Genomic DNA, 21,959 nt, shown 5'->3' on the forward strand with positions numbered 1-21,959 from the left:
GAGGACGAAAGTGTCAACTGTGAGCGAGACCACGCACGACAGTGCGGTCGCCATGAGTGCCCCGCCATCTTCCGATGAGGGGCTCACTCCTGCCCAGCGGGCCCAGAAGTACGGGCTCTCGCAGAGCGGCGCCCGTCCCGGCCTCCCGGAGTACATCCGGCAGCTGTGGCACCGCCGGCATTTCATCTCCGCCTTTGCCAGCGCCAAGCTGACCGCGCAGTACAGCCAGGCCAAGCTGGGACAGGTCTGGCAGGTGGCGACGCCGCTGCTGAACGCGCTCGTGTACTACTTGATCTTCGGCCTGCTGATCGGCACCCGGAAGGGTGTCCCCGACTTCGTTCCGTTCCTGGTCACCGGCGTCTTCATCTTCACCTTCACCCAGAGCTCGGTGATGGCCGGCACCCGGGCGATCTCCGGCAGCCTCGGCCTGGTGCGGGCGCTGCACTTCCCGCGGGCCTGTCTGCCGATCTCGTTCTGCCTGATGCAGCTGCAGCAGCTGCTGTTCTCCATGGGCGTGCTGGTGATCATCCTGCTCGGCTTCGGGCAGGTGCCGACGTGGTCCTGGCTGCTGGTGTTCCCGGCGCTGGCGCTGCAGTTCATCTTCAACACCGGTCTGGCGATGGTCATGGCGCGGCTGGGGTCGAAGACCCCGGACCTGGCGCAGCTGATGCCGTTCATCATGCGGACGTGGATGTATGCGTCCGGCGTGATGTTCAGCATCGATCTGATCCTCAAGGGCAAGGCCGTCCCGAAGTTCGTGGAGATCCTGCTCAACGCCAATCCGGCCGCGGTCTACATCGACCTGATGCGGTTCGCGCTGATCGACAGCTTCAAGGCGAGCCAGCTGCCGCATCATGTGTGGGCGTTCGCCGGCGGCTGGGCGCTGCTGATGGGCGTCGTGGGTTTTGTGTACTTCTGGAAGGCCGAGGAGCGGTACGGACGTGGCTGAGCAGACCAACGGCGTCCAGCCGACCGAGGCGGCGCGCGAGCGCATCCCGACCGTGATCGCGGACGATCTGCACATCGTCTACCGCGTCTACGGCACGGGAGCCGGCAGGGGCAGCGCCACCGCGGCGCTGAACCGCATCGTCCGCCGTAAGCCCTCCACGGGCGTGCGTGAGGTGCATGCGGTCAAGGGCGTGTCCTTCACCGCCTACCGCGGTGAGTCGATCGGCCTGATCGGTTCGAACGGTTCGGGCAAGTCGACGCTGCTCAAGGCGGTCGCCGGCCTGCTGCCGGCGGAGCGCGGCAAGGTCTACACGCACGGCCAGCCCTCCCTGCTGGGCGTGAACGCGGCGCTGATGAACGACCTGACCGGCGAGAAGAACGTCGTCCTCGGCGGCCTGGCGATGGGCATGTCCCGCGAGCAGGTCCGCGAGCGCTACGACGGCATCGTCGACTTCTCCGGCATCAACGAGAAGGGCGACTTCATCTCGCTGCCGATGCGCACCTATTCGTCCGGTATGGCGGCCCGGCTGCGGTTCTCCATCGCCGCGGCCAAGGACCACGACGTGCTGATGATCGACGAGGCGCTGGCCACCGGCGACCGCAGCTTCCAGAAGCGCTCCGAGGCCCGCATCCGCGAGCTGCGCAAGGAGGCCGGCACGGTCTTCCTGGTCAGCCACAACAACAAGTCCATCCGGGACACCTGCGACCGGGTGCTGTGGCTGGAACGCGGTGAGCTGCTGATGGACGGCCCCACCGACGAGGTCATCAAGGCGTACGAAAAGGAGACGGGCAAGTAGTCCCCGTCCCGCACCCGAAGGCCTCCGCGAGTCCGCCTCGCGGGGGCCTTCGGGTGTGACGGAATCACCAACTCCGCGGACGTCGGGAGCAGTTCGGACGTCGTGGAGGGTGGCCGGAATGGTGCCCGGGGCCGCGGTACCCCCTCGGACGCGGGCGAGACGTACGGCGTAAGCTGTACGGGTACTGAACAGCATCAAGTGGTACATGTCGGGCAATGCTCACCCGAGCGGGCGATATGGACTCGATCGGGCGCGCCGTCTGCTGCGGCGTGTCCGAAATAGGATGTTTTAGCTTGGCGGTGTAGAACGGGAGACGTGACGGCAATGGCTACTGGTTCGCTCCGGCACCGAAATGCGCCGGGCAGCCCCCGGTGAGCCGAGACAACGAGCAGGCGCGTCGCGCCTTCCCCCGGACGGGGGCGGCGGGCGACGGACGGGAGCAGACGCGCACCGTGCTCGATCAGGCCGCACACGAGAACTTCCCGGTGGCGCCGTTCTTCCTGCCCCGGGTCTGGCGGGCCGATCTGATGGCCGTTTACGGCTTCGCCCGGCTCGTCGACGACATCGGTGACGGTGATCTCGCCCCCGGCGGCGGCGATGCCGTGCTCCTCGGACTGGACCGCGCTCAGGATGGGGGCACCTCCCGCTCGAGCGCAGCCGAGAGTGGGGGAGACCGTGCCGCGCTGCTGGACGCCCTGGAGGCGGATCTGCACCGCGTCTTCAGCGACCGGGCCCCCGGACCCCGGCATCCGCTCATGCGCCGGCTCGGCCCGACCGTCCGCCGCTGTGGGCTGACCCCCGAGCCGTTCCTCGATCTGATCGCGGCCAACCGGCAGGACCAGCGGGTCAGCCGCTACGGCACCTACGACGATCTGGCCGCCTACTGCGAGCTGTCCGCCAACCCCGTCGGTCGGCTCGTCCTCGGCATCACCGGCACCGCGAGCCCCGAGCGCATCCGCCGCTCGGATGCCGTCTGCACCGCCCTCCAGATCGTCGAACACCTCCAGGACGTGGCCGAGGACCTCGGGCGCGACCGCATCTACCTCCCCGCCGAGGACATGAAACGCTTCGGCGTCACCGAGGCCGATCTGGCCGCGCCCAGCGGGGGCGCATCGGTGCGCGCGCTGATCGCCTACGAGGCGGAACGCGCCCGTGACCTGCTGAATGAAGGCACCCCGCTGGTGGGTAGCGTCCACGGCAGACTCAAGCTGCTGCTGGCCGGCTTCGTGGCCGGCGGACGCGCTGCACTCCAGGCGGTCGCGGCCGCCGATCATGACGTACTCCCTGGACCGCCCAAGCCGACCAAGCTCAGCCTGCTGCGCGAGGTAGCGGCGACATTGCGAAGAGAGGGGTGAGTCGGACCGTGGAGGACACTGCACACGCGTCCGCGCCGGTGCTCGCTGCGTACCGCTACTGCGAGGCCATCACCGGGCAGCAGGCACGGAACTTCGCCTATGGCATCCGGCTGCTGCCGACCGACAAGCGACAGGCCATGTCGGCGCTCTACGCCTTCTCCCGCCGGATCGACGACATCGGTGACGGCACCCTGGAGCCCACCGCCAAACAACGGCGCCTGGAGGACACCCGGGCGCTGCTGGCCCGTATCAAGGACGGCCGGATCGACGACGACGACACCGACCCGGTGGCCGTCGCGCTCTCCGATGCCGCCCGCCGCTTCCCGCTGCCGCTGGAGGGGCTCGACGAGCTGATCGACGGCGTGCTGATGGATGTGCGCGGTGAGACGTATGAGACCTGGGACGAGCTGAAGGTCTACTGCCGTTGTGTGGCCGGTGCGATCGGCCGGCTCTCGCTGGGCGTGTTCGGCACGGTCCCCGGCGCGCAGGATGCCGAGCATGCTCCGGAGTACGCCGACACCCTCGGCCTCGCCCTGCAACTGACCAACATCCTCAGGGACGTTCGCGAGGACGCGGGAAACGGCCGGACGTACCTCCCCGCCGAGGACCTCGCCAAGTTCGGCTGTGCGGACGGCTTCGACCGCCCCGTGCCGCCGCCCGGCTCCGACTTCGCCGGCCTGGTGCACTTCGAGGTCGCCCGCGCCCGCGCACTGTTCGCCGAGGGCTTCCGGCTGCTGCCGATGCTCGACCGGCGCAGCGGCGCCTGCGTGGCCGCGATGGCGGGCATCTACCACCGCCTGCTGACCCGGATCGAGGCCGACCCCGAGGCGGTGCTGCGCGGCCGGGTCTCGCTGCCCGGCCGGGAGAAGGCGTTCGTCGCGGTGCGCGGGCTCTCCGGGCTCGACGCGCGGGCGATCGGCCGACGGCAGTCCGTCCGGAGGCGTGGATGATGCGCCGGACGGCCAACGGTGGTGACCCCGCGTCAGCGCGGCGGGCAACCCTCTCCGGGGTGGCTGCGTCCCTCACAGCAGTACGGGGGGAGAGCACATGACATCGCCTGCCACGCGGCTCGGCCGCCACCCTGACCTGCCGTCCGGCGCTCCCCAGGGGCGGACCGCGGTGGTCGTCGGGGGCGGCCTCGCGGGCACGACCGCGGCGCTCGCGCTGGCCGACGCGGGGCTGCGGGTGACCCTGATCGAGGGCCGGCCGCGGCTCGGCGGGCTGGTCTTCTCCTTCCGTCGCGAGTCCGCCGCCGGCGAGCTGAGTGTCGACAACGGCCAGCACGTCTATCTGCGCTGCTGCACCGCCTACCGCTCGCTGCTGGAGCGGATCGGCGCCATGGAGCTGGTGCCCCTTCAGAAGCGCCTGGACGTACCGGTCCTGGACCCCGGTGGCAGCTCCGGACGGGGCCGGATGCGGCTGGGCCGGCTGCGCCGCAGCGCCCTGCCCGTCCCGCTGCACCTCGCCCGCAGCCTGGCCGGCTACCCGCACCTCTCACCCGCCGAGCGGGCCGGTGTCGTCCGCGCCACCCTCGCGCTCAAGGGCCTCGACCCGGCCGACCCCGCGCTGGACGGGGTGGACTTCGGCAGCTGGCTGCGCCGGTACGGCCAGTCGGCCCGGGCCGTCGAGGCGCTGTGGGACCTGGTCGGCGTCGCGACCCTCAACGCCCGCGCCGAGGACGCCTCGCTGGGCCTGGCCGCCAAGGTCTTCAAGACCGGGCTGCTGTCCGCGCCGGGCGCCGCCGACATCGGCTGGTCCCGCGTCCCGCTCGGCGACGTCCACGACGACCGGGCCCGCACGGCTCTGGAGCAGGCCGGCGTCCGCATCGCCCTGCGCACCCGCGCCGGGGCGCTCACGCGCGGCGATGACGGCTGGCGGGTCACGGTGGAGAACGGCCCGCACGGCACCGAGCAGCTCGCCGCGGACACCGTCGTGCTCGCCGTACCGCAGCGCGAGGCGCACGCCCTGCTGCCCGACGGTGCGCTGGACGGCAAGGACCGGCTGCTGGAGATCGGCACCGCCCCGATCCTCAACCTCCATGTCGTCTACGACCGCACGGTGCTGCGCCGCCCCTTCTTCGCCGCGGTCGGCTCCCCGGTCCAGTGGGTCTTCGACCGCACGGACGCCTCGGGGCTGACGCGCGTCCCCGGCAACGAGCGCTGCCAGTATCTGGCGGTCTCGCAGTCCGCCGCGCAGGAAGAGATCGACGAGCCGGTCGCCAAGCTCCGCGCCCGCTATCTTCCGGAGCTGGAGCGGCTGCTGCCCGCCGCCCGGGGCGCCCGGATCCACGACTTCTTCGTCACCCGCGAGCGCACCGCGACCTTCGCGCCCGCACCGGGCGTCGGCAGGCTCCGCCCCGCCGCCCGCACCCAAGCTCCCGGCCTGTATCTGGCCGGTGCGTGGACCGCCACCGGGTGGCCCGCGACCATGGAAAGCGCTGTTCGCAGCGGCACTGCCGCCGCTCGCGAGGCACTCACCGAACTCGGCTTCCCCCAGGGCCAGTTGCCTCAGGAGGCGGCATGACTACGAGTACGAGCGCTCGCACGAGCACGAGCATCGGAAACAGAGGAGAAACCGTGAATCCGGCTTCCCCAGCTATCGACACCGAGGGCGTCACCGCGCTGCTGGAGCGCGGGCGGACACTCGCCACTCCCGTGCTGCGTGCTGCCGTGGGCCGGCTCGCTCCTCCCATGGACACCGTCGCCGCCTACCACTTCGGCTGGATCGACGCCGAGGGCCACCCCACCACGGGGGACAGCGGCAAGGCGGTACGGCCCGCGCTCGCCCTGCTGTCGGCCGAGGCCGCCGGGGCGGCCCCGGAGGTCGGGATCCCCGGCGCGGTCGCCGTCGAGCTGGTGCACAACTTCTCGCTGCTGCACGACGACCTCATGGACGGCGACGAGCAGCGCCGGCACCGCGACACCGTCTGGAAGGTGCACGGCCCCGCACAGGCCATCCTGGTCGGCGATGCGCTGTTCGCGCTGGCCAACGAAATACTGCTGGAGCTCGGCACGGTCGACGCCGGCCGCGCCACCCGCCGGCTCACCCAGGCCTCCCGCAAGCTGATCGACGGCCAGGCGCAGGACATCTCCTACGAGCACCGCGAGCGGGTCACCGTCGAGGAGTGCCTGGAGATGGAGGGCAACAAGACCGGCGCGCTGCTGGCCTGTGCCGTCTCCATCGGCGCGGTGCTCGGTGGCGCCGACGACCGCACGGCGGACACCCTCGAGAAGTACGGCTACCACCTCGGCCTCGCCTTCCAGGCCGTCGACGACCTGCTCGGCATCTGGGGCGACCCGGACGCCACCGGCAAGCAGACCTGGAGCGATCTGCGGCAGCGCAAGAAGTCGCTGCCGGTCGTCGCGGCGCTGGCCGCCGGCGGTGAGGCCTCCGAGCGGCTCGCCCGCATCCTGGCGGCCGACGCCAAGAAGAGCGAGAGCGAGATCGCCGACTTCACCGAGGAGGAGTTCGCCTCCCGCGCGGCCCTCATCGAGGAGGCCGGCGGCCGTGAGTGGACGTCGCAGGAGGCCCGCCGTCAGCACACCACCGCCATCGCCGCGCTCGACGAGATCGAGATGCCGCAGCAGGTCCGTGCCGAGCTCGTCGCGCTCGCGGACTTCGTCGTCGTACGAAAGAGATGATCACCATCGACACCGAATAGATCGCAGTCGCCGGCCGGTGCCTTGGGGGCACTCCCCCAGCTACCGCTGGGCGGTGCCCCCACCCACGCCTTTTGGGCAGTGGGGCACGGGCGCCGGCCGACGGAATCCCTGAGCACGCTTTTCACAGTTCACTGCAGAAGGGGAAGCCATGACAGCGACGACCGACGGAAGCACCGGGGCGCTGCCGCCCCGGGCCCCTTCGGCCAGCGATGCCACCGCTGAGAAAAAGGCAGCATCCGCCCGTACACGCAACGCCTTACGAGATGACACGGCGGACGCCGCCCGCCGCGCGAGCGCCCGCGCCACCGAGCATCTGCTGTCCGTCCAGGACCCCGCCGGATGGTGGAAGGGCGACCTCGAGACCAACGTCACGATGGACGCCGAAGATCTGCTGCTCCGTCAGTTCCTGGGGCTCCAGGACCCCGAACTCACCGAGGCCGCGGCCCGCTACATCCGCGGCGAGCAGTGCCCGGACGGCACCTGGGCCACCTTCTACGGCGGGCCCGGTGAACTCTCCACCACCATCGAGGCCTATGTGGCCCTGCGGCTCGCCGGGGACGCCCCGGACGCCCCGCACATGGCCAAGGCCTCCGCATGGGTCCGCGAGCAGGGCGGCATCGCCGCGGCCCGGGTCTTCACCCGCATCTGGCTGGCCCTGTTCGGCTGGTGGAAGTGGGACGACCTGCCCCAACTGCCGCCGGAACTCCTCTACTTCCCGAAGTGGTTCCCGCTCAACATCTATGACTTCGGATGCTGGGCGCGGCAGACGATCGTGCCGCTGACCATCGTCTCGGCGAAACGCCCGGTGCGTCCGGCGCCGTTCGCCCTCGACGAGCTGCACACCGATCCGCGCCGCCCCAACCCGCCGCGGCCGCTCGCCCCCGCCGCCAGCTGGGACGGGGTCTTCCAGCGCCTCGACAAGGCGCTGCACCTCTACCACAAGGTCGCCTTCCGCAGGCTGCGCCGGGCCGCGATGCGCTCCGCCGCCCGCTGGATCATCGAGCGCCAGGAGAACGACGGCTGCTGGGGCGGCATCCAGCCGCCCGCCGTCTACTCCGTCATCGCGCTGCACCTCCTCGGCTACGACCTCGACCACCCCGTGCTGCGTACCGGCCTGGCGTCCCTCGACCGGTTCGCCGTACGGCGCGCGGACGGGGCCCGGATGATCGAGGCCTGCCAGTCCCCGGTCTGGGACACCTGCCTGGCCACCATCGCGCTCGCCGACGCCGGAGTACCCGCCGACCACCCCCAGCTGGTCCAGGCCGCCGAGTGGATGCTGGCCGAGCAGATCGACCGGCCCGGCGACTGGAGCGTGAAGCGACCCCAACTCCCCTCCGGCGGCTGGGCGTTCGAGTTCGAGAACGACAACTACCCGGACATCGACGACACCGCCGAGGTGGTGCTCGCGCTGCGCCGGGTCAAGCACCCCGATCCGCAGCGGGTCGAGGCCGCGGTACGCCGCGCGGTGCGCTGGAACTTCGGCATGCAGTCCAAGGGCGGCGGCTGGGGCGCCTTCGACGTCGACAACACCAGCCCGTTCCCCAACCGGCTGCCGTTCTGTGACTTCGGGGAGGTCATCGACCCGCCGTCGGCCGATGTCACCGCCCATGTCGTCGAGATGCTCGCGGACGTCGGCCGTACCCACGACCCGCGCACCCGCCGCGGTATCGCCTGGCTGCTGGCCGAACAGGACCCCTGCGGCGCCTGGTTCGGCCGCTGGGGCACCAACTACGTCTACGGCACCGGCTCGGTGCTCCCGGCGCTGGCCGCGGTCGGCATCCCGCGTTCGCACCCCGCGGTCCGCCGGGCGGTCCGCTGGCTGGAGGGCGTGCAGAACGACGACGGCGGCTGGGGCGAGGACCAGCGGTCCTATCAGGACAAGGAGCAGTGGGCCGGGCGCGGCGCCTCGACCGCCTCCCAGACCGCCTGGGCGCTGATGGCGCTGCTCGCGGCCGGCGAACGCGACGGCGAGGCGGTGCGGCGCGGAGTGCGCTGGCTGGCCGCGACCCAGCGCGAGGACGGCTCCTGGGACGAGCCGTACTTCACCGGCACGGGCTTCCCCTGGGACTTCTCCATCAACTACCACCTCTACCGCCAGGTCTTCCCCCTGACGGCCCTGGGGCGCTATCTCAACGGGGGCCCGGCCGTCGCACCGGTGGGGGCCTGATGCCCGGCCGGCCCCCGACGGACGCGGATCCACCGCTGCTGGTCGCCTGTGCGCTCGGCATCGAGCGGTTCGCACTGCGCGGCGGCGACCGCGGGGGAGCGGCCGAGCGGGCCTTACCGCGGCCGGTCGTGCTCCGTACGGGCATGGGCCCGCAGGCAGCCGAGCGCACCCTCGCCAAGGCGCTGAGCGAGGGGGCGGTCACCGAGCGTTCGCCGGTGGTCGCCAGCGGCTTCTGTGCCGGTCTCGCCCCCGGTATGCGGCCCGGGGACGTGATCGTCGCCTCGGCCACCCGCGGCCACCACGCCGACGCCCCGGAGACGCCCTGCCGGGACAACGGCCCGCTGCTGCGCGCCCTGCGGGAGCGCGGTCTGAGGGTGCACAGCGGGCTGCTGTGCGGCTCCGACCATGTGGTGCGCGGCGCGGAGCGGGCCGCGCTGCATGCCGCCGGTGCGGTCGCGGTGGACATGGAGTCCGCTGCCACGCTCCGTGCGGCCCGGCGGGCCGGTCCCCGTCCGGTTGCGGCCGTCCGGGTGGTCGTGGACGCTCCAGAACATGAACTCGTGCGTATCGGCACCGTGCGGGGTGGAATATCAGCCTTCCGAGTCCTGCGCTCCGTCCTGCCTGTTTTTTACGAATGGCACCGTTCTTTGCTGCTCCCCTGGAGGTGAGTCAGATGGCCATGCCGCTTCGTCAGTCCATCCGGGTCGGTACCTATCTTTTTGAGCAGAAGCTGATCCGGCGGCGTGAGAAGTTCCCGCTCATTGTCGAGCTGGAACCGCTCTTCGCGTGCAATCTGAAATGCGAGGGCTGCGGGAAGATCCAGCATCCGGCGGGCGTGCTCAAGCAGCGCATGCCGGTGGCGCAGGCGGTCGGCGCGGTGCTGGAGTCGGGTGCCCCGATGGTCTCCATCGCCGGTGGCGAACCCCTGATGCACCCGCAGATCGACGAGATCGTGCGGCAGTTGGTGGCCAAGCGGAAGTATGTCTTCCTGTGCACCAATGCCATGTTGCTGCGCAAGAAGATGGACGATTTCCGACCCTCCCCGTATTTCGCGTTCGCGGTGCATATCGACGGTATGCGCGAGCGGCACGACGAATCGGTCGCCAAGGAAGGCGTTTTCGACGAGGCGGTTGCGGCCATCAAGGAAGCCAAGCGGCGCGGCTTCCGGGTCACCACCAACTCCACCTTCTTCAACACCGACACCCCGCAGACCATCATCGAGGTCCTCAATTTCCTCAATGACGACCTGCAGGTCGACGAAATGATGCTCTCGCCCGCCTACGCCTACGAGAAGGCGCCCGACCAGGAGCACTTCCTGGGCGTCGAGCAGACCCGCGAGCTGTTCAAGAAGGCCTTCGCCGGCGGTAACCGGCGGCGCTGGCGGCTCAACCACAGCCCGCTCTTCCTGGACTTCCTGGAGGGCAAGGCGGACTTCCCCTGCACGGCCTGGGCGATCCCCAACTACTCGCTCTTCGGCTGGCAGCGCCCCTGCTACCTGATGAGCGACGGCTACGTCCCGACGTACCAGGAGCTCATCGAGGACACCGACTGGGACAAGTACGGCCGCGGCAAGGACCCGCGGTGCGCCAACTGCATGGCGCACTGCGGCTATGAGCCGACCGCCGTCCTCGCCACCATGGGCTCCCTGAAGGAGTCCCTGCGGGCGGCCAGAGAGACCATCGCCGGAAACCGCGGCTGACCCGCAGAACAAGGGGAGCCCGCGCGCCCGGGCTCCCCGCGTCCTGGTCCGGTCCGCCGTCGGCCCCGCGCGACGGCGACCGGACCGGCACGGCCGGCCGAACCAGGAAGAGGGGGACCGCACATGACGATGCTGGAACACCTCCGGGAACCGCGCGCGCTCAAGGCGCTCCCCGCGGCTCGGCTTCCCGAACTCGCCGAGGAGATCCGGCACTTCCTAGTCCAGGCCGTCGCCCGCACCGGCGGCCATCTGGGCCCCAACCTCGGCGTGGTCGAGCTGACCATCGCCCTGCACCGGGTCTTCGACTCGCCCGCCGACCGCATCCTGTGGGACACCGGACACCAGTCCTACGTCCACAAGCTGCTGACGGGACGGCAGGACTTCTCCAAGCTCCGGGCCAAGGGCGGGCTGTCCGGGTATCCCTCGCGCGCCGAGTCGGTGCACGACGTCATCGAGAACAGCCATGCCTCGACGGTGCTGGGCTGGGCCGACGGCCTCGCCAAGGCCCACCGGCTCCGCGGCAGCAGCGACCATGTGGTGGCCGTGATCGGCGACGGAGCGCTGACCGGCGGCATGGCCTGGGAAGCGCTGAACAACATCGCGGCCGCCAAGGACCGCCCGCTGATCATCGTCGTCAACGACAACGCCCGCTCCTACGCGCCGACCATCGGCGGCCTGGCCGACCACCTCGCCACCCTGCGCACCACCGACGGCTACGAGAAATTCCTGGCCTGGGGCAAGGACGTCCTCCAGCGCACCCCGGTCGTCGGCGCACCCCTCTACGACTCGCTGCACGGCGCCAAGAAGGGCTTCAAGGACTTCATCGCCCCCCAGGGCATGTTCGAGGACCTGGGCCTGAAGTACGTCGGGCCGATCGACGGCCATGACATCGCGGCCGTCGAATCGGCGCTGCGCCGGGCGGCCGGCTTCCACGGGCCGGTGCTGGTGCACTGCCTGACCGAGAAGGGCCGCGGCTACCCGCCCGCCCTGGAGGACGAGGCGGACCACTTCCACACCGTCGGCGTGATGGACCCCCTGACCTGCGCACCGGTCGCCCCGCCCGGCGCCCCCTCCTGGACGTCCGTCTTCGGCGACGAAATGCTGCGCATCGGCGCCGAACGCGAGGACGTGGTCGCCCTGACGGCGGCGATGCTGCAGCCGGTCGGTCTGGAGAAGTTCGCGCGGGCCTACCCGGACCGGGTGTGGGACGTGGGCATCGCCGAGCAGCATGCGGTGGTGTCGGCCGCGGGCCTGGCGACCGGCGGTCTGCACCCGGTCGTCGCGGTCTACGCCACCTTCCTCAACCGCGCCTTCGACCAGGTGCTGATGGACGTGGCGCTGCACAAGTGCGGGGTTACCTTCGTCCTGGACCGGGCCGGCGTCACCGGGACCGACGGCGCCTCGCACAACGGCATGTGGGACCTGTCGGTGCTCGGCGTCGTACCGGGGCTGCGGATCGCCGCGCCGCGCGACGCCGACCAGCTCCGGGCCCAGCTGCGCGAAGCGCTGGACGTGGCCGACGCACCGACCGTCGTGCGCTTCCCCAAGGAGGCGGTGGACGACCCGATCCCGGCCGTCGACCGGATCGGCGGCGTCGACGTCCTCCACCGGGCACCACACCCGGACGTCCTGCTGGTCGCCGTCGGGGTGATGGCCCCGGTGTGCCTGCGGGTCGCCGAACTCCTCGCGGCGCGCGGCGTCGACGCCACCGTCATCGACCCGCGCTGGGTCAAGCCGGTCGACGAGGCCATCGGGCAGCTCGCCGCGCAGCACGCGATGGTGGCCGTAGTGGAGGACAACAGCCGGACCGGCGGCATCGGCTGGGCGGTCGGCCAGGCCCTGCGGGACGCGCAGGTGGACGTGGTGCTGCGTACCTTCGGGATCCCCGAGCAGTTCCTGCCGCACGCCCGGCGCGGTGAGCTGCTGGCCGACCTCGGACTCACCCCCGCCGAGATCGCCGGACAGATCAGCGCCGCGCTGGGCCGTGCCGCGCAGGGCCGTAAGGAGAGCACACCGTGACCGGATTCGATCTGACCGGCCTCCTCGCCGAGCGCGGCACCGAGGGCTATGAGCTGCACGCCCGCCATCTCAACCACCAGCTCCCGCGGATGCTGCACACCATCGGCTTCGACAAGGTCTACGAGCGGGCCGAGGGCGCCTACTTCTGGGACACCGAGGGTCAGGACTACCTCGACATGCTCGCCGGCTTCGGCGTGATGGGCCTCGGCCGGCACCACCCCGTCGTCCGGCAGGCGCTGCACGACGTGCTGGACGCCGGCCTGGCCGACCTCACCCGCTTCGACTGCCAGCCGCTGCCCGGTCTGCTCGCCGAGAAGCTGCTGAGCCATGCGCCCCACCTCGACCGGGTCTTCTTCGGCAACAGCGGCACCGAAGCCGTCGAGACCGCCCTGAAGTTCGCCCGCTACGCCACCGGAAAACCGCGCATCCTCTACTGCACCCACGCCTTCCACGGCCTGACCACCGGCTCGCTCTCCGTCAACGGCGAGGACGGCTTCCGGGACGGCTTCGCGCCGCTGCTGCCGGACACCGCCGTCGAGCTGGGCGATCTGGCTGCACTGGAGCGGGAGCTGAAGCGCGGCGACGTGGCCGGATTCGTGGTCGAACCCGTCCAGGGCAAGGGCGTCCACCCCGCCCCGCCCGGATTCCTGCGCGCCGCCCAGGAGCTGCTGCACCGCCACAAAGCGCTGCTGATCGCCGACGAGGTGCAGACCGGCCTCGGCCGCACCGGCGACTTCTTCGCCTATCAGCACGAGGACGGCGTCGAACCGGACCTGGTGTGTGTGGCCAAGGCGCTCTCGGGCGGCTACGTCCCGGTCGGGGCGACCCTCGGCAAGGACTGGATCTTCAAGAAGGTCTACTCGTCCATGGACCGGGTCCTGGTGCACTCCGCCAGCTTCGGCTCCAACGCCCAGGCGATGGCGGCCGGGCTCGCGGTGCTCGCGGTGATGGAGGACGAGCAGCTCGTCGCCCACGCCCGGCACACCGGTGACCTGCTGCGCTCCCGGCTCGCCGCCCTCATCGACCGCTACGAGCTGCTGCATGACGTACGGGGCCGCGGCCTGATGATCGGCATCGAGTTCGGCCGCCCCAAGTCCCTCAGCCTGCGTGGCCGCTGGAGGATGCTGCAGGTCGCCCGCAAGGGGCTGTTCGCGCAGATGGTCGTGGTGCCGCTGCTGCAGCGGCACCGCATCCTGACCCAGGTCTCCGGCGACCATCTGGAGGTCATCAAGCTGATCCCCCCGCTGATCATCGGCGAGCGGGAGGTCGACCGTTTCGTCGAGGCGTTCACGGCCGTCATGGACGACGCCCACAGCGGCGGCGGCCTGATGTGGGACTTCGGGCGGACGCTGGTGAAGCAGTCCTTGCAGGTGGGCAGGGGCTGACCTGTTCGATGGGCGGAAGGCGACCGCGGCCCTCGGCCCGCTCGGCCGCCGTCACGCTCCCTACTGGCGCCCGTACGCCATCCACTTCGCGGGTTCCGTCAGCGGGCGGAACCCCACCTTCCCGTAGACCTCGTGGGCGTCGGCGGTGGCGAGCAGAATGCGGCGTACCTCGTAGGGCGCCAGATGGTCGCGGACCGCGGTGACCAGCGCCGTGCCTATCCCGTTGCCGCGCGCCGCCGGGGCGACGTAGACATCGCAGAGCCAGGCGAAGGTGACCTGGTCGGTGACCACCCGCGCATAGGCGACCTGGGCGCCCGAGCGGGTGTCGTAGGCGCCGAAGTTCAGCGAGCCGGCGATCGCCCGGTCCTGCTTGTCCCGTGAACGGCCCGCCGCCCAGTACGTGTCGGTGGACAGCCAGTGGTGCACCAGAGCGGGGTCCAGCCGGGCCGGATCGCTGGAGAACTCATAGTTGTCGATCATGCCGGGCAGCCTGCCACAGGGACCGCGCGCGGGTGTCAGTCCGTCAGGAGCTGGGACCGCAGCCGCTCCCGGACGGCGGGGGTCAGCTTCAGGCCGTCGGTGAGGTACGCCTCCGTCGAGCCCCAGGTCCGCTCGATCGCGTCGTAGGCGGCCGTGAGGTAGTCGGTGTGCGCCCCGAACAGGGGCGAGAGCAGCTCCAAGATCTCCGGCGACATCCCCACCGCCGAGTTGTCCGAGCGGCGGATCTTGTAGCGGCGGTGCGGGTCGTTGGACTTGAGGTAGTCCGCCTCGATGGCGTCCCGCTCCACGCCGACCGCCAGCAGGGTCACGGCCACGGACAGGCCCGCACGGTCCTTGCCGGCCGCGCAGTGCATCAGCGCCGGCACGCTGTCCTCGGCGAGCGCATGCAGCACCCGGCTGTGGTCCTCGGTACGGGTGGTGATGATGTGGCGGTAGGTGGCGGCCATTCGGGCCGCGGCCTTCCCGTCGCCGAGCGCGCTGCGCAGCTCGTCCAGCTCACCGTCGCGCACCATCGTCCAGAACTCCGCACCGTCGGCCGGGTCGGTGAGCGGAATGTTCACATTGCGCACACCGGGCAGCGCGACATCCGGCCCTTCCAGTTTGATGTCCGAGGCATTACGGAAATCAAAGACGGTGTGCAGTCCGAGGCCGGCCAGAAATGCCGCGTCGTCCGCGGTCGCATGGGCGAGATGCCCGCTGCGGAACAGCCTGCCCTCCCGTACGCGACGCCCGTCCACGGTCGGCAGCCCGCCCACATCGCGGAAATTGCGGACCTCCGCGAGCTCGGTCTGGGCCGGTGGGACCTGCGGCGTCTGCGTCACGGGCGCTCCTTGGTGTCGGCCGCCGACGCTGCTCGTCGACGAGGCGGGTCATCATCCGACGATACGACATTGATGCAAGGGGCAATCAGGCCGCAATGCGGGCGTGTAGGAGTGCGGCAAAGCGCTCGGGAAGCAAGGTGCGGCCGATCTCTATTCCCGTTTGGACAGAATTTGACTTGGTGGCATTAATCACCCGCCGTCAACCCCTGGTTACGGTGGCGTAGGTCACTTCTCAAGGTGAAGTATGTCCTGACGTGGCAGACGATTCGAAGAACATCAGCAGCGGCGCCCATGGCGCCATCGGGTCGTACGCAGCCGTCGGGGACAGCTTCACGGAGGGGGTCGGGGATCCCGGCCCTGACGGGGTGTACATCGGTTGGGCGGACCGGCTCGCGGTCCTGCTCTCGGACCAGCAGGCGGAGGGGGATTTCCGCTATGCGAATCTCGCCGTCAGGGGACGGCTTCTGGACCAGATCGTCGAGGAACAGGTGCCGCGGGCGAAGGAGCTCGCCCCCGCCCTGGTGACGTTCTGCGCCGGCGGCAACGACATCCTGCGGCCGGGCTCGGACCCGGACGCGGTCGCCGAGCGCTACGAGGCGGCGGTCCGCGATCTGAGCCGGTCGGTCGGGACGGTCCTGGTCTGCACGGGTTTCGACACCCGTGGCGTCCCCGTGCTCAAGCATCTGCGCGGCAAGATCGCGACGTATACGGCGCACGTCCGGGCGATCGCGGACCGGCACGACTGCCCGGTCCTGGACCTGTGGTCGCTGAAGTCGGTGCAGGACCGGCGGGCCTGGAGCGAGGACCGGCTGCATCTGTCGGCCGACGGGCACACCCGGGTGGCGCTGCGCGCGGCCCAGGTACTCGGCATGCGGGTGCCGGCCGACCCGGACCAGCCGTGGCCGCCGGAGGCGGAGCGGTCGGCCGCCGACACGCGGCGGGACCACATCCACTGGGCACGGGAGCACCTCGTCCCGTGGATCGGCCGCCGGCTGCGCGGTGAGTCCTCCGGCGATCACATCGAGCCGAAGCGGCCCGATCTGCTGCCGCTGTAGCGTCCGTCCGCCCCGGCCGGCAACGGCCCGGGCATGACGAAGGCCCCGATTCCGCCGACGGCGGAGCGGGGCCTCAGTGCGGTGCGGTGCCGGTGTAGGGCAGGTCCGCCCAGACGACCCGGCCCGGTCCGCCCTCGACAGGCCGGGACCCCCAGCTGTCGGACAGCGCGCCGACGAGGAACAGGCCCCGCCCGCACTCCTTGTCCACGCTGCCGGGCTGGACGTGCGGCGCCGAATTCTCCGGGCCGCCCTGGTCCGTGATCTCTATGCGTATGTGCCCGCCGAACAGGGCGAGTTCGCACCCGACCTTCTCGCTGTCGGTGTGCCGCAGAGCGTTGGTGAACAGCTCGGAAACCACCAACTCCACGTCGTCGCGGACTTGTTGATCCGCGCCCCACTCGCTCAGCAGCGCGCTGACGCGCCGGCGTGCCTCGGGCACGGACGTGCGTCGCGCCGGCAAGTGGAACGCGTCCTGCGGGTACTGGGCGACAAAGCTGCCACAGCGCCCTAACGAAGGAGCGTTGTTGGAGGAAGCCACTCCGCAACTATGTGCGATGTCGGTGACCGATGGCAAGGATCACTCTGCAATTTGCAGAATCGTAAGAACCAGTCTGTTCGCGATACTGACGGCATGACACACTGCTGCACACTGAAATCAGTTGGAGGCGATCGGACGTGGCGGACCCACGGTCGGCAGGTGCACCGACCGTCCTGCGGGTGGTGCTCGGTAAGCGACTGCAGGACCTGCGCGAGAAAGCGGGGCTCTCCTACGAACAGGCCGCCGCGGCCCTCGACGTGACCCACGCCACGATACGGCGCATGGAGAAGGCCGAGGTCGGCCTCAAACTCCCCTACGTCGAGAAGCTGCTGGCGACCTACGGCGTCATCGACGAGGACGAGATCGAGGGCTTCCTCTCCCTCGCCCGCGAGGCCAACAAGCCCGGCTGGTGGCACCGTTTCCGGGACGTCCTTCCCGAGTGGTTCAGCGCATTCGTCAGCCTGGAGAGCGAGGCCAACCTCATCCGGGCCTACCAACCGCACTACGTCCCCGGGCTGTTGCAGACCGAGGACTACGCCGCCGCCGTGCTGCGGGCGGGCATGCCGCACGCCTCCCCGGCGGACATCGACCGGATCGTCGCCCTGCGGATGGCCCGGCAGTCCCTGCTGACCCGCGACAACGCACCGATGTTGTGGGTCGTCATGGACGAGACCGTGCTGCGGCGGCCGATCGGCGGCTCCTCGGTGATGCGGGAGCAGATCTCCCGGCTGAGGGAAGCCACCGCGCTGCCGAACGTCCGGCTTCAGGTCATGCCCTTCGCCGCCGGCCCGCACCCGGCCATGTACGGCCCCTTCCACCTCTTCCGCTTCCCGATCCCGGAACTCCCGGACATCGCATACGCGGAAAGCCTCGTCGGAGCCGTGTACTTCGACCAGCGCAACGACGTCTCGCAGTTCCTGGAGGCCCTCGACAGGATGTGTGCGCAGGCCGCGCCAGCACACCACACCGAGGCCATTCTGGGTGGCTTTCGCAAGGAGATCTGAACCATGGATCGCATACGCATCTACAACGGCATGCCCGCCAAAGAGCTGGGCACAGAGGGCTGGCACAAGCCGTGGAGCGGCGGAAACGGCGGTGAGTGCGTCGAGGCGATGCGGCTGGGGGACGGCCGGATCGCGCTGCGCCAGTCGACCGACCCGGACGGCCCGGCCCTGATCTACACGCACCGCGAAATGGTGAGCTTCATCGAGGGGGCGAAGGCGGGCCACGCCGACTTCCTGCTCGCGGTGGCGCCGGCCCGGTGCACCGACCGGAGGACGGCATGAGCGAGCAGGGCATATCCCCGCACGGACCGGACGACGGGGTCACGGACCTCGGACCGTACGTCCAGGGCCCCGAGCACTCGGGGTTCGCGGCCGAGGAGATCGACACCAGCCGGCCGCATCCGGCCCGGATGTACGACTACTACCTCGGCGGCTGGGACAACTACGAGGTCGACCGGGTGGCCGCGGAGCGCGTCATCGAGGTCCACCCGCAGGTGCGGCTCAGCGCCCGCGCCAACCGGGCCTTTCTGCGGCGGGCGGTGCGCGAACTGGTCGCCGGCGGCATCCGCCAGATCATCGACATCGGCACCGGCATCCCCACCTCGCCCAACACCCACGAGGTCGCCCGGGAGACCGCGCCCGACACCCGCGTCGTCTACGTCGACAACGACCCGATCGTCGCCACCCACGCCGGGGCCCGGCTGACCACCACCGAGGGCACCGCCTTCGTGCTCGGCGACGTCCGCGACCCCCAGGCGGTGCTGAACCACCCGGCCGTCCGCGAACTGATCGACTTCGACCGACCGGTGGCGCTGCTGCTGGTGGCCGTACTGCACTTCATCCGGGACGACGAGGATCCCGCCGCGCTCGTCGCCACTCTCGCCGAGGCGCTCCCCGCGGGCAGTTGTCTCGTGCTGTCGCACGCCACCGGTGAACCCTACGAGGCCTACGCCCAGGGCCGCACGGACGAGCGGGCGCGCGACGGTGTGGTGAGCGTCTACCAGAGCTCCACCGCCAGCCTCAATCTGCGCACGAAGGCCGGGATCGAGCCGCTCTTCGGACCGTTCACCCTGCTGGAACCGGGTGTCGTACGGGCCCCGCTGTGGCGGCCGGACGAAGCGGTGCCCGGTGCCGAGGAGCTCAACAACACCATTTTCTACGGCGGCGTGGGCCGCAAGGGCTGATCGGCGCCGGGCGGCGCGGTGGGGTGCGGCGGAGCAGCGGGGGCCGGCGCCGTGGTGGGGACCGCGCGCAGCACGTCCGGGCCGACGAGGGTGGTGTGGGTGCCGGGCGAGGTACAGGCATGTGCCCCGGCGACGGCGCCCAGCCGCGCGCAGTCCTCAAGGCTCCGGCCCAAGTGCCGGCCGTAGAGGAAACCGCAGGTGAAGGCGTCGCCCGCGCCGTTGGTGTCCACGACCGGGCCGGGCGGCACCACGGCCGGCACCGGACGGGGGGAGCGGTCGTCGCTGCCCAGGACGTAGGCGCCGCCCGCCCCCGCCGTCGCGATCACGGCCTCGGCACGCCCCTCGTGCAGGATCTCCCGCATGACGGACGCGATCCGTTCACCCGCCCCGGCGGTGCTGAGGAACACCAGGTCCGAGCGGAGCGCGAACTCGCGGTGATGTTCCGTCAGCCCGTCCCAGTCGTGCAGATCCGTGGAGACGGGGAGGCCCAGCGCCTCGATGTCGTCGTACAGAAAGCGGGAGAAGTGCGTGATCGACAGATGGACGTGCCGGGCGCGGCGCAGCGCGGGGAGGTAGTGCTCCGGCGGCATCCGCAGGTCGAGCGGGTCCCGGGCATCGTAGAAGGACATCCGGCGGCCGTCGGGGGCGACGAGATTGACCGCCCGCCGGGTGCCGTGCGGCGAGATCAGCGGCCGGAAGTCGACGCCGGTGGCGGCCATCCGTTCGCGGACCAGGTTGCCGTGGTGGTCGTCGCCGATGAAGTCCACGAAACCGGTGGTGAGCCCGAGCGCCGCGCAGCCCAGCGCGACGCCGGTACCGGTGTGTCCCACCCATTCGCGAATGGGGGGCACCGCGGAGGAATCGGTGAGCGGTATGGGCAGCGCGCCGACCGGCACGACGGTGTCCACGCCCGACCCGCCGACGACGAGGACGTCATAGGCGTCATACGGCTCAGAAACCTGCTGGAATGTCACAAGCGTCCCTGGATCCCTTGCTGGTGAGACGAATCCCTTGCTGGTGAGACCGTTTGCGGACGCGGTGCGTCCGCTGCCGGGAGTCTAGACGCAGGCGCGCCGCATGACGGGATGTCAGGGAATCTGGTGACACGAGGAAAAAACGAGCCGTCAGGGGCCAGGATTGTGTTCTGCGGCCAGTGGGGAGTGAGTGAGGGCAGGCAGCCGGCGGAAGGCGCCGTGCAGACCTCAAACCGGCGGTCCGCAGGGGCCGTTGACACGATCGCCGAAGGCACTGAAGTCTGCGGAGCCTCGGTGATCGGCTTCCGGAAGCGGCGAGCGGATCCCCCGTACGGTGAGCCGGCCGGGGGACAGGGACGAGCGGGGCGTACGGCCGCCGGACGGGCCGGCGGGGGAGCGAGGAAGGCATGGCAGAGCACTCCAACGGGGGACGCACCGCGCTCGTCATCGGCGGCGGGCTCGCCGGGATGCTGGCCGTCACCGCCCTGATCGGGCAGGTCGACGCGATCACGGTCGTCGAACGCGACCGCTATCCGGAGGGGCCCGCCTTCCGCAAGGGCGTTCCGCAGGCCCGCCACCTGCACATCCTCCTCAGCGGCGGCCAGCGGGCACTGGAGGAACTGCTGCCCGGCACGGTCGACGCCCTCGGCGAAGCGGGCGCCCGCAGCCTGGATCTGCCGCGCGATCTGCTCACCCGTACCTCCACCGGCTGGCAGCGCCGCTTCGACGAGCGCCGGCACCGCACCCTGAGCGTCACCCGGCCGGTGCTGGACGCGGTGGTCCGCGAGCGGGTGCTGCGGGCGGCCGCCGGCTCGGCCACCCGCGTCGAGATCCTCGAAGCGACCGAGGCCGTCGGACTGACCGGGGACGCTCACCGGGTGACCGGCGTACGGGTGCGGTCGCGGGACGGTGCGCCGGCCGGACGGTCCGTGCGCGAGCTGACGGCCGCGCTCGTCGTGGACGCCTCGGGCCGGGCCTCCCGCACTCCGCAGTGGTACGGCGACCTCGGCCGGACCGCCCCGCACGAGGAGACCGTGGACGCGGGGATCGCCTACGCCACCCGGATGTACCGCCCCAAGGATCCGGCCGGCGCGCCCGACGTGGCCGTCAACGTCCCCGGCTGGCCGGAGTGCCCGCGCGGCGGGGCGTATGTGCCGGTCGAGGACGGCAACTGGCTGCTCACGTTGTCCGGGGTGCGCGGGCACCACCCGCCCACGGACGCGGCGGAGTTCACCGCGTTCAGCGCGACGATCGGCGACCCGTACGTCCATGAACTGCTCGCCCGGGCCGAGCCGCGCTCGCCCGTGTACGGGTTCCGCGACACCTGCAACCGCCGCCGGCACTTCGAACGGTCCGGTGCGCTGCCCGAAGGGTTCCTCGTCCTGGGGGACGCCTGCTGCACCTTCAACCCCGTGTACGGGCAGGGCATGTCGGTGGCCGCCCTCGGCGCGCTGGCCGTCCGCGGCACGCTCGCGGGCGGCGGGAGCACCGCCGAGGCGCAGCGGGCGGTGGCCCGTGCCGTGGAGCCCGCCTGGCTCGCCGCGGTCGGCGCGGACCGCCCGTATGCCGGCCCCGAGGACAGCACGGCCGGTGCCGGCGAGCGGCTGACCACGTGGTACCTCGACCGGCTCGTCGCCCGCGCCGCGATCGACCCCGTCGTCGGCGCGGCCTTCCGGGACGTCTTCTGCCTCACCGCGCCGCCCACCCGGCTCGTCGCCCCGCGCGTCTTCCTGCGCACGGTCTTCCTGCCGCGCCGCCCCGGTCTCCCCAGCCCGCCCACAGCCGTCGAGGGGGCGCCCGCCGGCCCCCGAAAAGCGGCTGCGGCCGCGCGCCGGCTCACGGGAGGATGA

The 21,959-nt window shown here is 71.1% G+C and carries 20 protein-coding genes; 16 read left to right on the forward strand and 4 right to left on the reverse strand.

From position 1 onward, the window contains the following. Positions 1 to 19 precede the first annotated feature (19 nt). The 11 genes from BKA18_RS31525 to BKA18_RS31575 all read left to right on the forward strand — a co-directional run bounded on the left by BKA18_RS31525 (position 20) and on the right by BKA18_RS31575 (position 14,032). Positions 20 to 949 (forward strand): ABC transporter permease, encoded by a 930-nt coding sequence (locus BKA18_RS31525; protein ID WP_093486756.1) that lies wholly within the window; start codon positions 20 to 22, stop codon positions 947 to 949. Next, positions 942 to 1,745, forward strand: coding sequence for an ABC transporter ATP-binding protein (locus tag BKA18_RS31530; protein WP_211823543.1), 804 nt, complete (start codon positions 942 to 944; stop codon positions 1,743 to 1,745). The genes BKA18_RS31525 and BKA18_RS31530 overlap by 8 nt, the downstream gene beginning before the upstream one ends. A gap of 452 nt (positions 1,746 to 2,197) precedes the next feature. Then, on the forward strand, positions 2,198 to 3,100 hold the full coding sequence (gene hpnC / locus BKA18_RS31535; protein WP_366044860.1) for a squalene synthase HpnC: 903 nt from the start codon (positions 2,198 to 2,200) through the stop codon (positions 3,098 to 3,100). Beyond that, complete coding sequence (gene hpnD / locus BKA18_RS31540; RefSeq protein ID WP_366044621.1) at positions 3,097 to 4,050, forward strand: presqualene diphosphate synthase HpnD; 954 nt, start codon at positions 3,097 to 3,099, stop codon at positions 4,048 to 4,050. Before hpnC ends, hpnD begins: the two co-directional genes overlap by 4 nt. A 97-nt stretch (positions 4,051 to 4,147) precedes the next feature. After that, positions 4,148 to 5,623, forward strand: coding sequence for a hydroxysqualene dehydroxylase HpnE (gene hpnE, locus BKA18_RS31545; protein ID WP_366044620.1), 1,476 nt, complete (start codon positions 4,148 to 4,150; stop codon positions 5,621 to 5,623). Between the two features lie 53 nt (positions 5,624 to 5,676). Next, positions 5,677 to 6,741: a polyprenyl synthetase family protein gene (locus BKA18_RS31550; protein WP_235447653.1), complete on the forward strand. Its 1,065-nt coding sequence runs from the start codon at positions 5,677 to 5,679 to the stop codon at positions 6,739 to 6,741. Positions 6,742 to 6,910: 169 nt separating this feature from the next. Next, positions 6,911 to 8,929, forward strand: a complete 2,019-nt coding sequence (gene shc, locus BKA18_RS31555; RefSeq protein WP_366044619.1) for a squalene--hopene cyclase — start codon at positions 6,911 to 6,913, stop codon at positions 8,927 to 8,929. After that, complete coding sequence (locus BKA18_RS31560) at positions 8,929 to 9,597, forward strand: phosphorylase family protein (RefSeq protein ID WP_093486766.1); 669 nt, start codon at positions 8,929 to 8,931, stop codon at positions 9,595 to 9,597. The genes shc and BKA18_RS31560 overlap by 1 nt, the downstream gene beginning before the upstream one ends. A 5-nt stretch (positions 9,598 to 9,602) precedes the next feature. Further along, complete coding sequence (gene hpnH / locus BKA18_RS31565; RefSeq protein ID WP_366044618.1) at positions 9,603 to 10,628, forward strand: adenosyl-hopene transferase HpnH; 1,026 nt, start codon at positions 9,603 to 9,605, stop codon at positions 10,626 to 10,628. 123 nt (positions 10,629 to 10,751) lie between these two features. After that, positions 10,752 to 12,647, forward strand: coding sequence for a 1-deoxy-D-xylulose-5-phosphate synthase (dxs, locus tag BKA18_RS31570; protein WP_366044617.1), 1,896 nt, complete (start codon positions 10,752 to 10,754; stop codon positions 12,645 to 12,647). After that, positions 12,644 to 14,032, forward strand: a complete 1,389-nt coding sequence (locus BKA18_RS31575; protein ID WP_366044615.1) for an aspartate aminotransferase family protein — start codon at positions 12,644 to 12,646, stop codon at positions 14,030 to 14,032. Before dxs ends, BKA18_RS31575 begins: the two co-directional genes overlap by 4 nt. A 60-nt stretch (positions 14,033 to 14,092) precedes the next feature. On the opposite strand, the gene BKA18_RS31580 is transcribed toward BKA18_RS31575, so the two are convergent. Together BKA18_RS31580 and BKA18_RS31585 are read right to left on the reverse strand one after the other, a co-directional pair. Further along, on the reverse strand, positions 14,093 to 14,512 hold the full coding sequence (locus BKA18_RS31580; RefSeq protein WP_366044614.1) for a GNAT family N-acetyltransferase: 420 nt from the start codon (positions 14,510 to 14,512) through the stop codon (positions 14,093 to 14,095). A 35-nt stretch (positions 14,513 to 14,547) separates the two neighbouring features. Then, positions 14,548 to 15,354 (reverse strand): tyrosine-protein phosphatase, encoded by an 807-nt coding sequence (locus tag BKA18_RS31585; protein WP_006602006.1) that lies wholly within the window; start codon positions 15,352 to 15,354, stop codon positions 14,548 to 14,550. A gap of 254 nt (positions 15,355 to 15,608) precedes the next feature. Here BKA18_RS31585 and BKA18_RS31590 point away from each other — a divergent pair, with 254 nt between their 5' ends. Further along, positions 15,609 to 16,409, forward strand: a complete 801-nt coding sequence (locus BKA18_RS31590; protein WP_006602005.1) for an SGNH/GDSL hydrolase family protein — start codon at positions 15,609 to 15,611, stop codon at positions 16,407 to 16,409. 73 nt (positions 16,410 to 16,482) lie between these two features. On the opposite strand, the gene BKA18_RS31595 is transcribed toward BKA18_RS31590, so the two are convergent. Continuing rightward, positions 16,483 to 16,869: an ATP-binding protein gene (locus BKA18_RS31595; RefSeq protein WP_366044613.1), complete on the reverse strand. Its 387-nt coding sequence runs from the start codon at positions 16,867 to 16,869 to the stop codon at positions 16,483 to 16,485. Between the two features lie 215 nt (positions 16,870 to 17,084). On the opposite strand from BKA18_RS31595, the gene BKA18_RS31600 reads away from it, so the two are divergent. Genes BKA18_RS31600 through BKA18_RS31610 form a run of 3 tightly spaced genes read left to right on the forward strand, consistent with a single transcriptional unit; the run spans position 17,085 to position 19,135 of the window. Beyond that, positions 17,085 to 17,951, forward strand: a complete 867-nt coding sequence (locus tag BKA18_RS31600; protein WP_006602003.1) for a helix-turn-helix domain-containing protein — start codon at positions 17,085 to 17,087, stop codon at positions 17,949 to 17,951. 3 nt (positions 17,952 to 17,954) lie between these two features. Next, entirely contained in the window at positions 17,955 to 18,233 is a 279-nt protein-coding gene (locus BKA18_RS31605; protein WP_006602002.1) for a DUF397 domain-containing protein, read from the forward strand. Beyond that, a complete protein-coding gene (locus BKA18_RS31610; protein WP_366044612.1) occupies positions 18,230 to 19,135 on the forward strand; it encodes an SAM-dependent methyltransferase in 906 nt (301 codons plus the stop codon). The genes BKA18_RS31605 and BKA18_RS31610 overlap by 4 nt, the downstream gene beginning before the upstream one ends. On the opposite strand, the gene BKA18_RS31615 is transcribed toward BKA18_RS31610, so the two are convergent. Next, positions 19,108 to 20,109, reverse strand: coding sequence for a carbohydrate kinase family protein (locus BKA18_RS31615; RefSeq protein WP_366044611.1), 1,002 nt, complete (start codon positions 20,107 to 20,109; stop codon positions 19,108 to 19,110). The genes BKA18_RS31610 and BKA18_RS31615 overlap by 28 nt on opposite strands. Before the next feature lie 407 nt (positions 20,110 to 20,516). Here BKA18_RS31615 and BKA18_RS31620 point away from each other — a divergent pair, with 407 nt between their 5' ends. Continuing rightward, a complete protein-coding gene (locus BKA18_RS31620) occupies positions 20,517 to 21,959 on the forward strand; it encodes an NAD(P)/FAD-dependent oxidoreductase (RefSeq protein WP_366044610.1) in 1,443 nt (480 codons plus the stop codon).

The sequence above is a fragment of the Streptomyces auratus genome (assembly GCF_050433025.1).
Lineage (GTDB): Bacteria > Actinomycetota > Actinomycetes > Streptomycetales > Streptomycetaceae > Streptomyces > Streptomyces sioyaensis.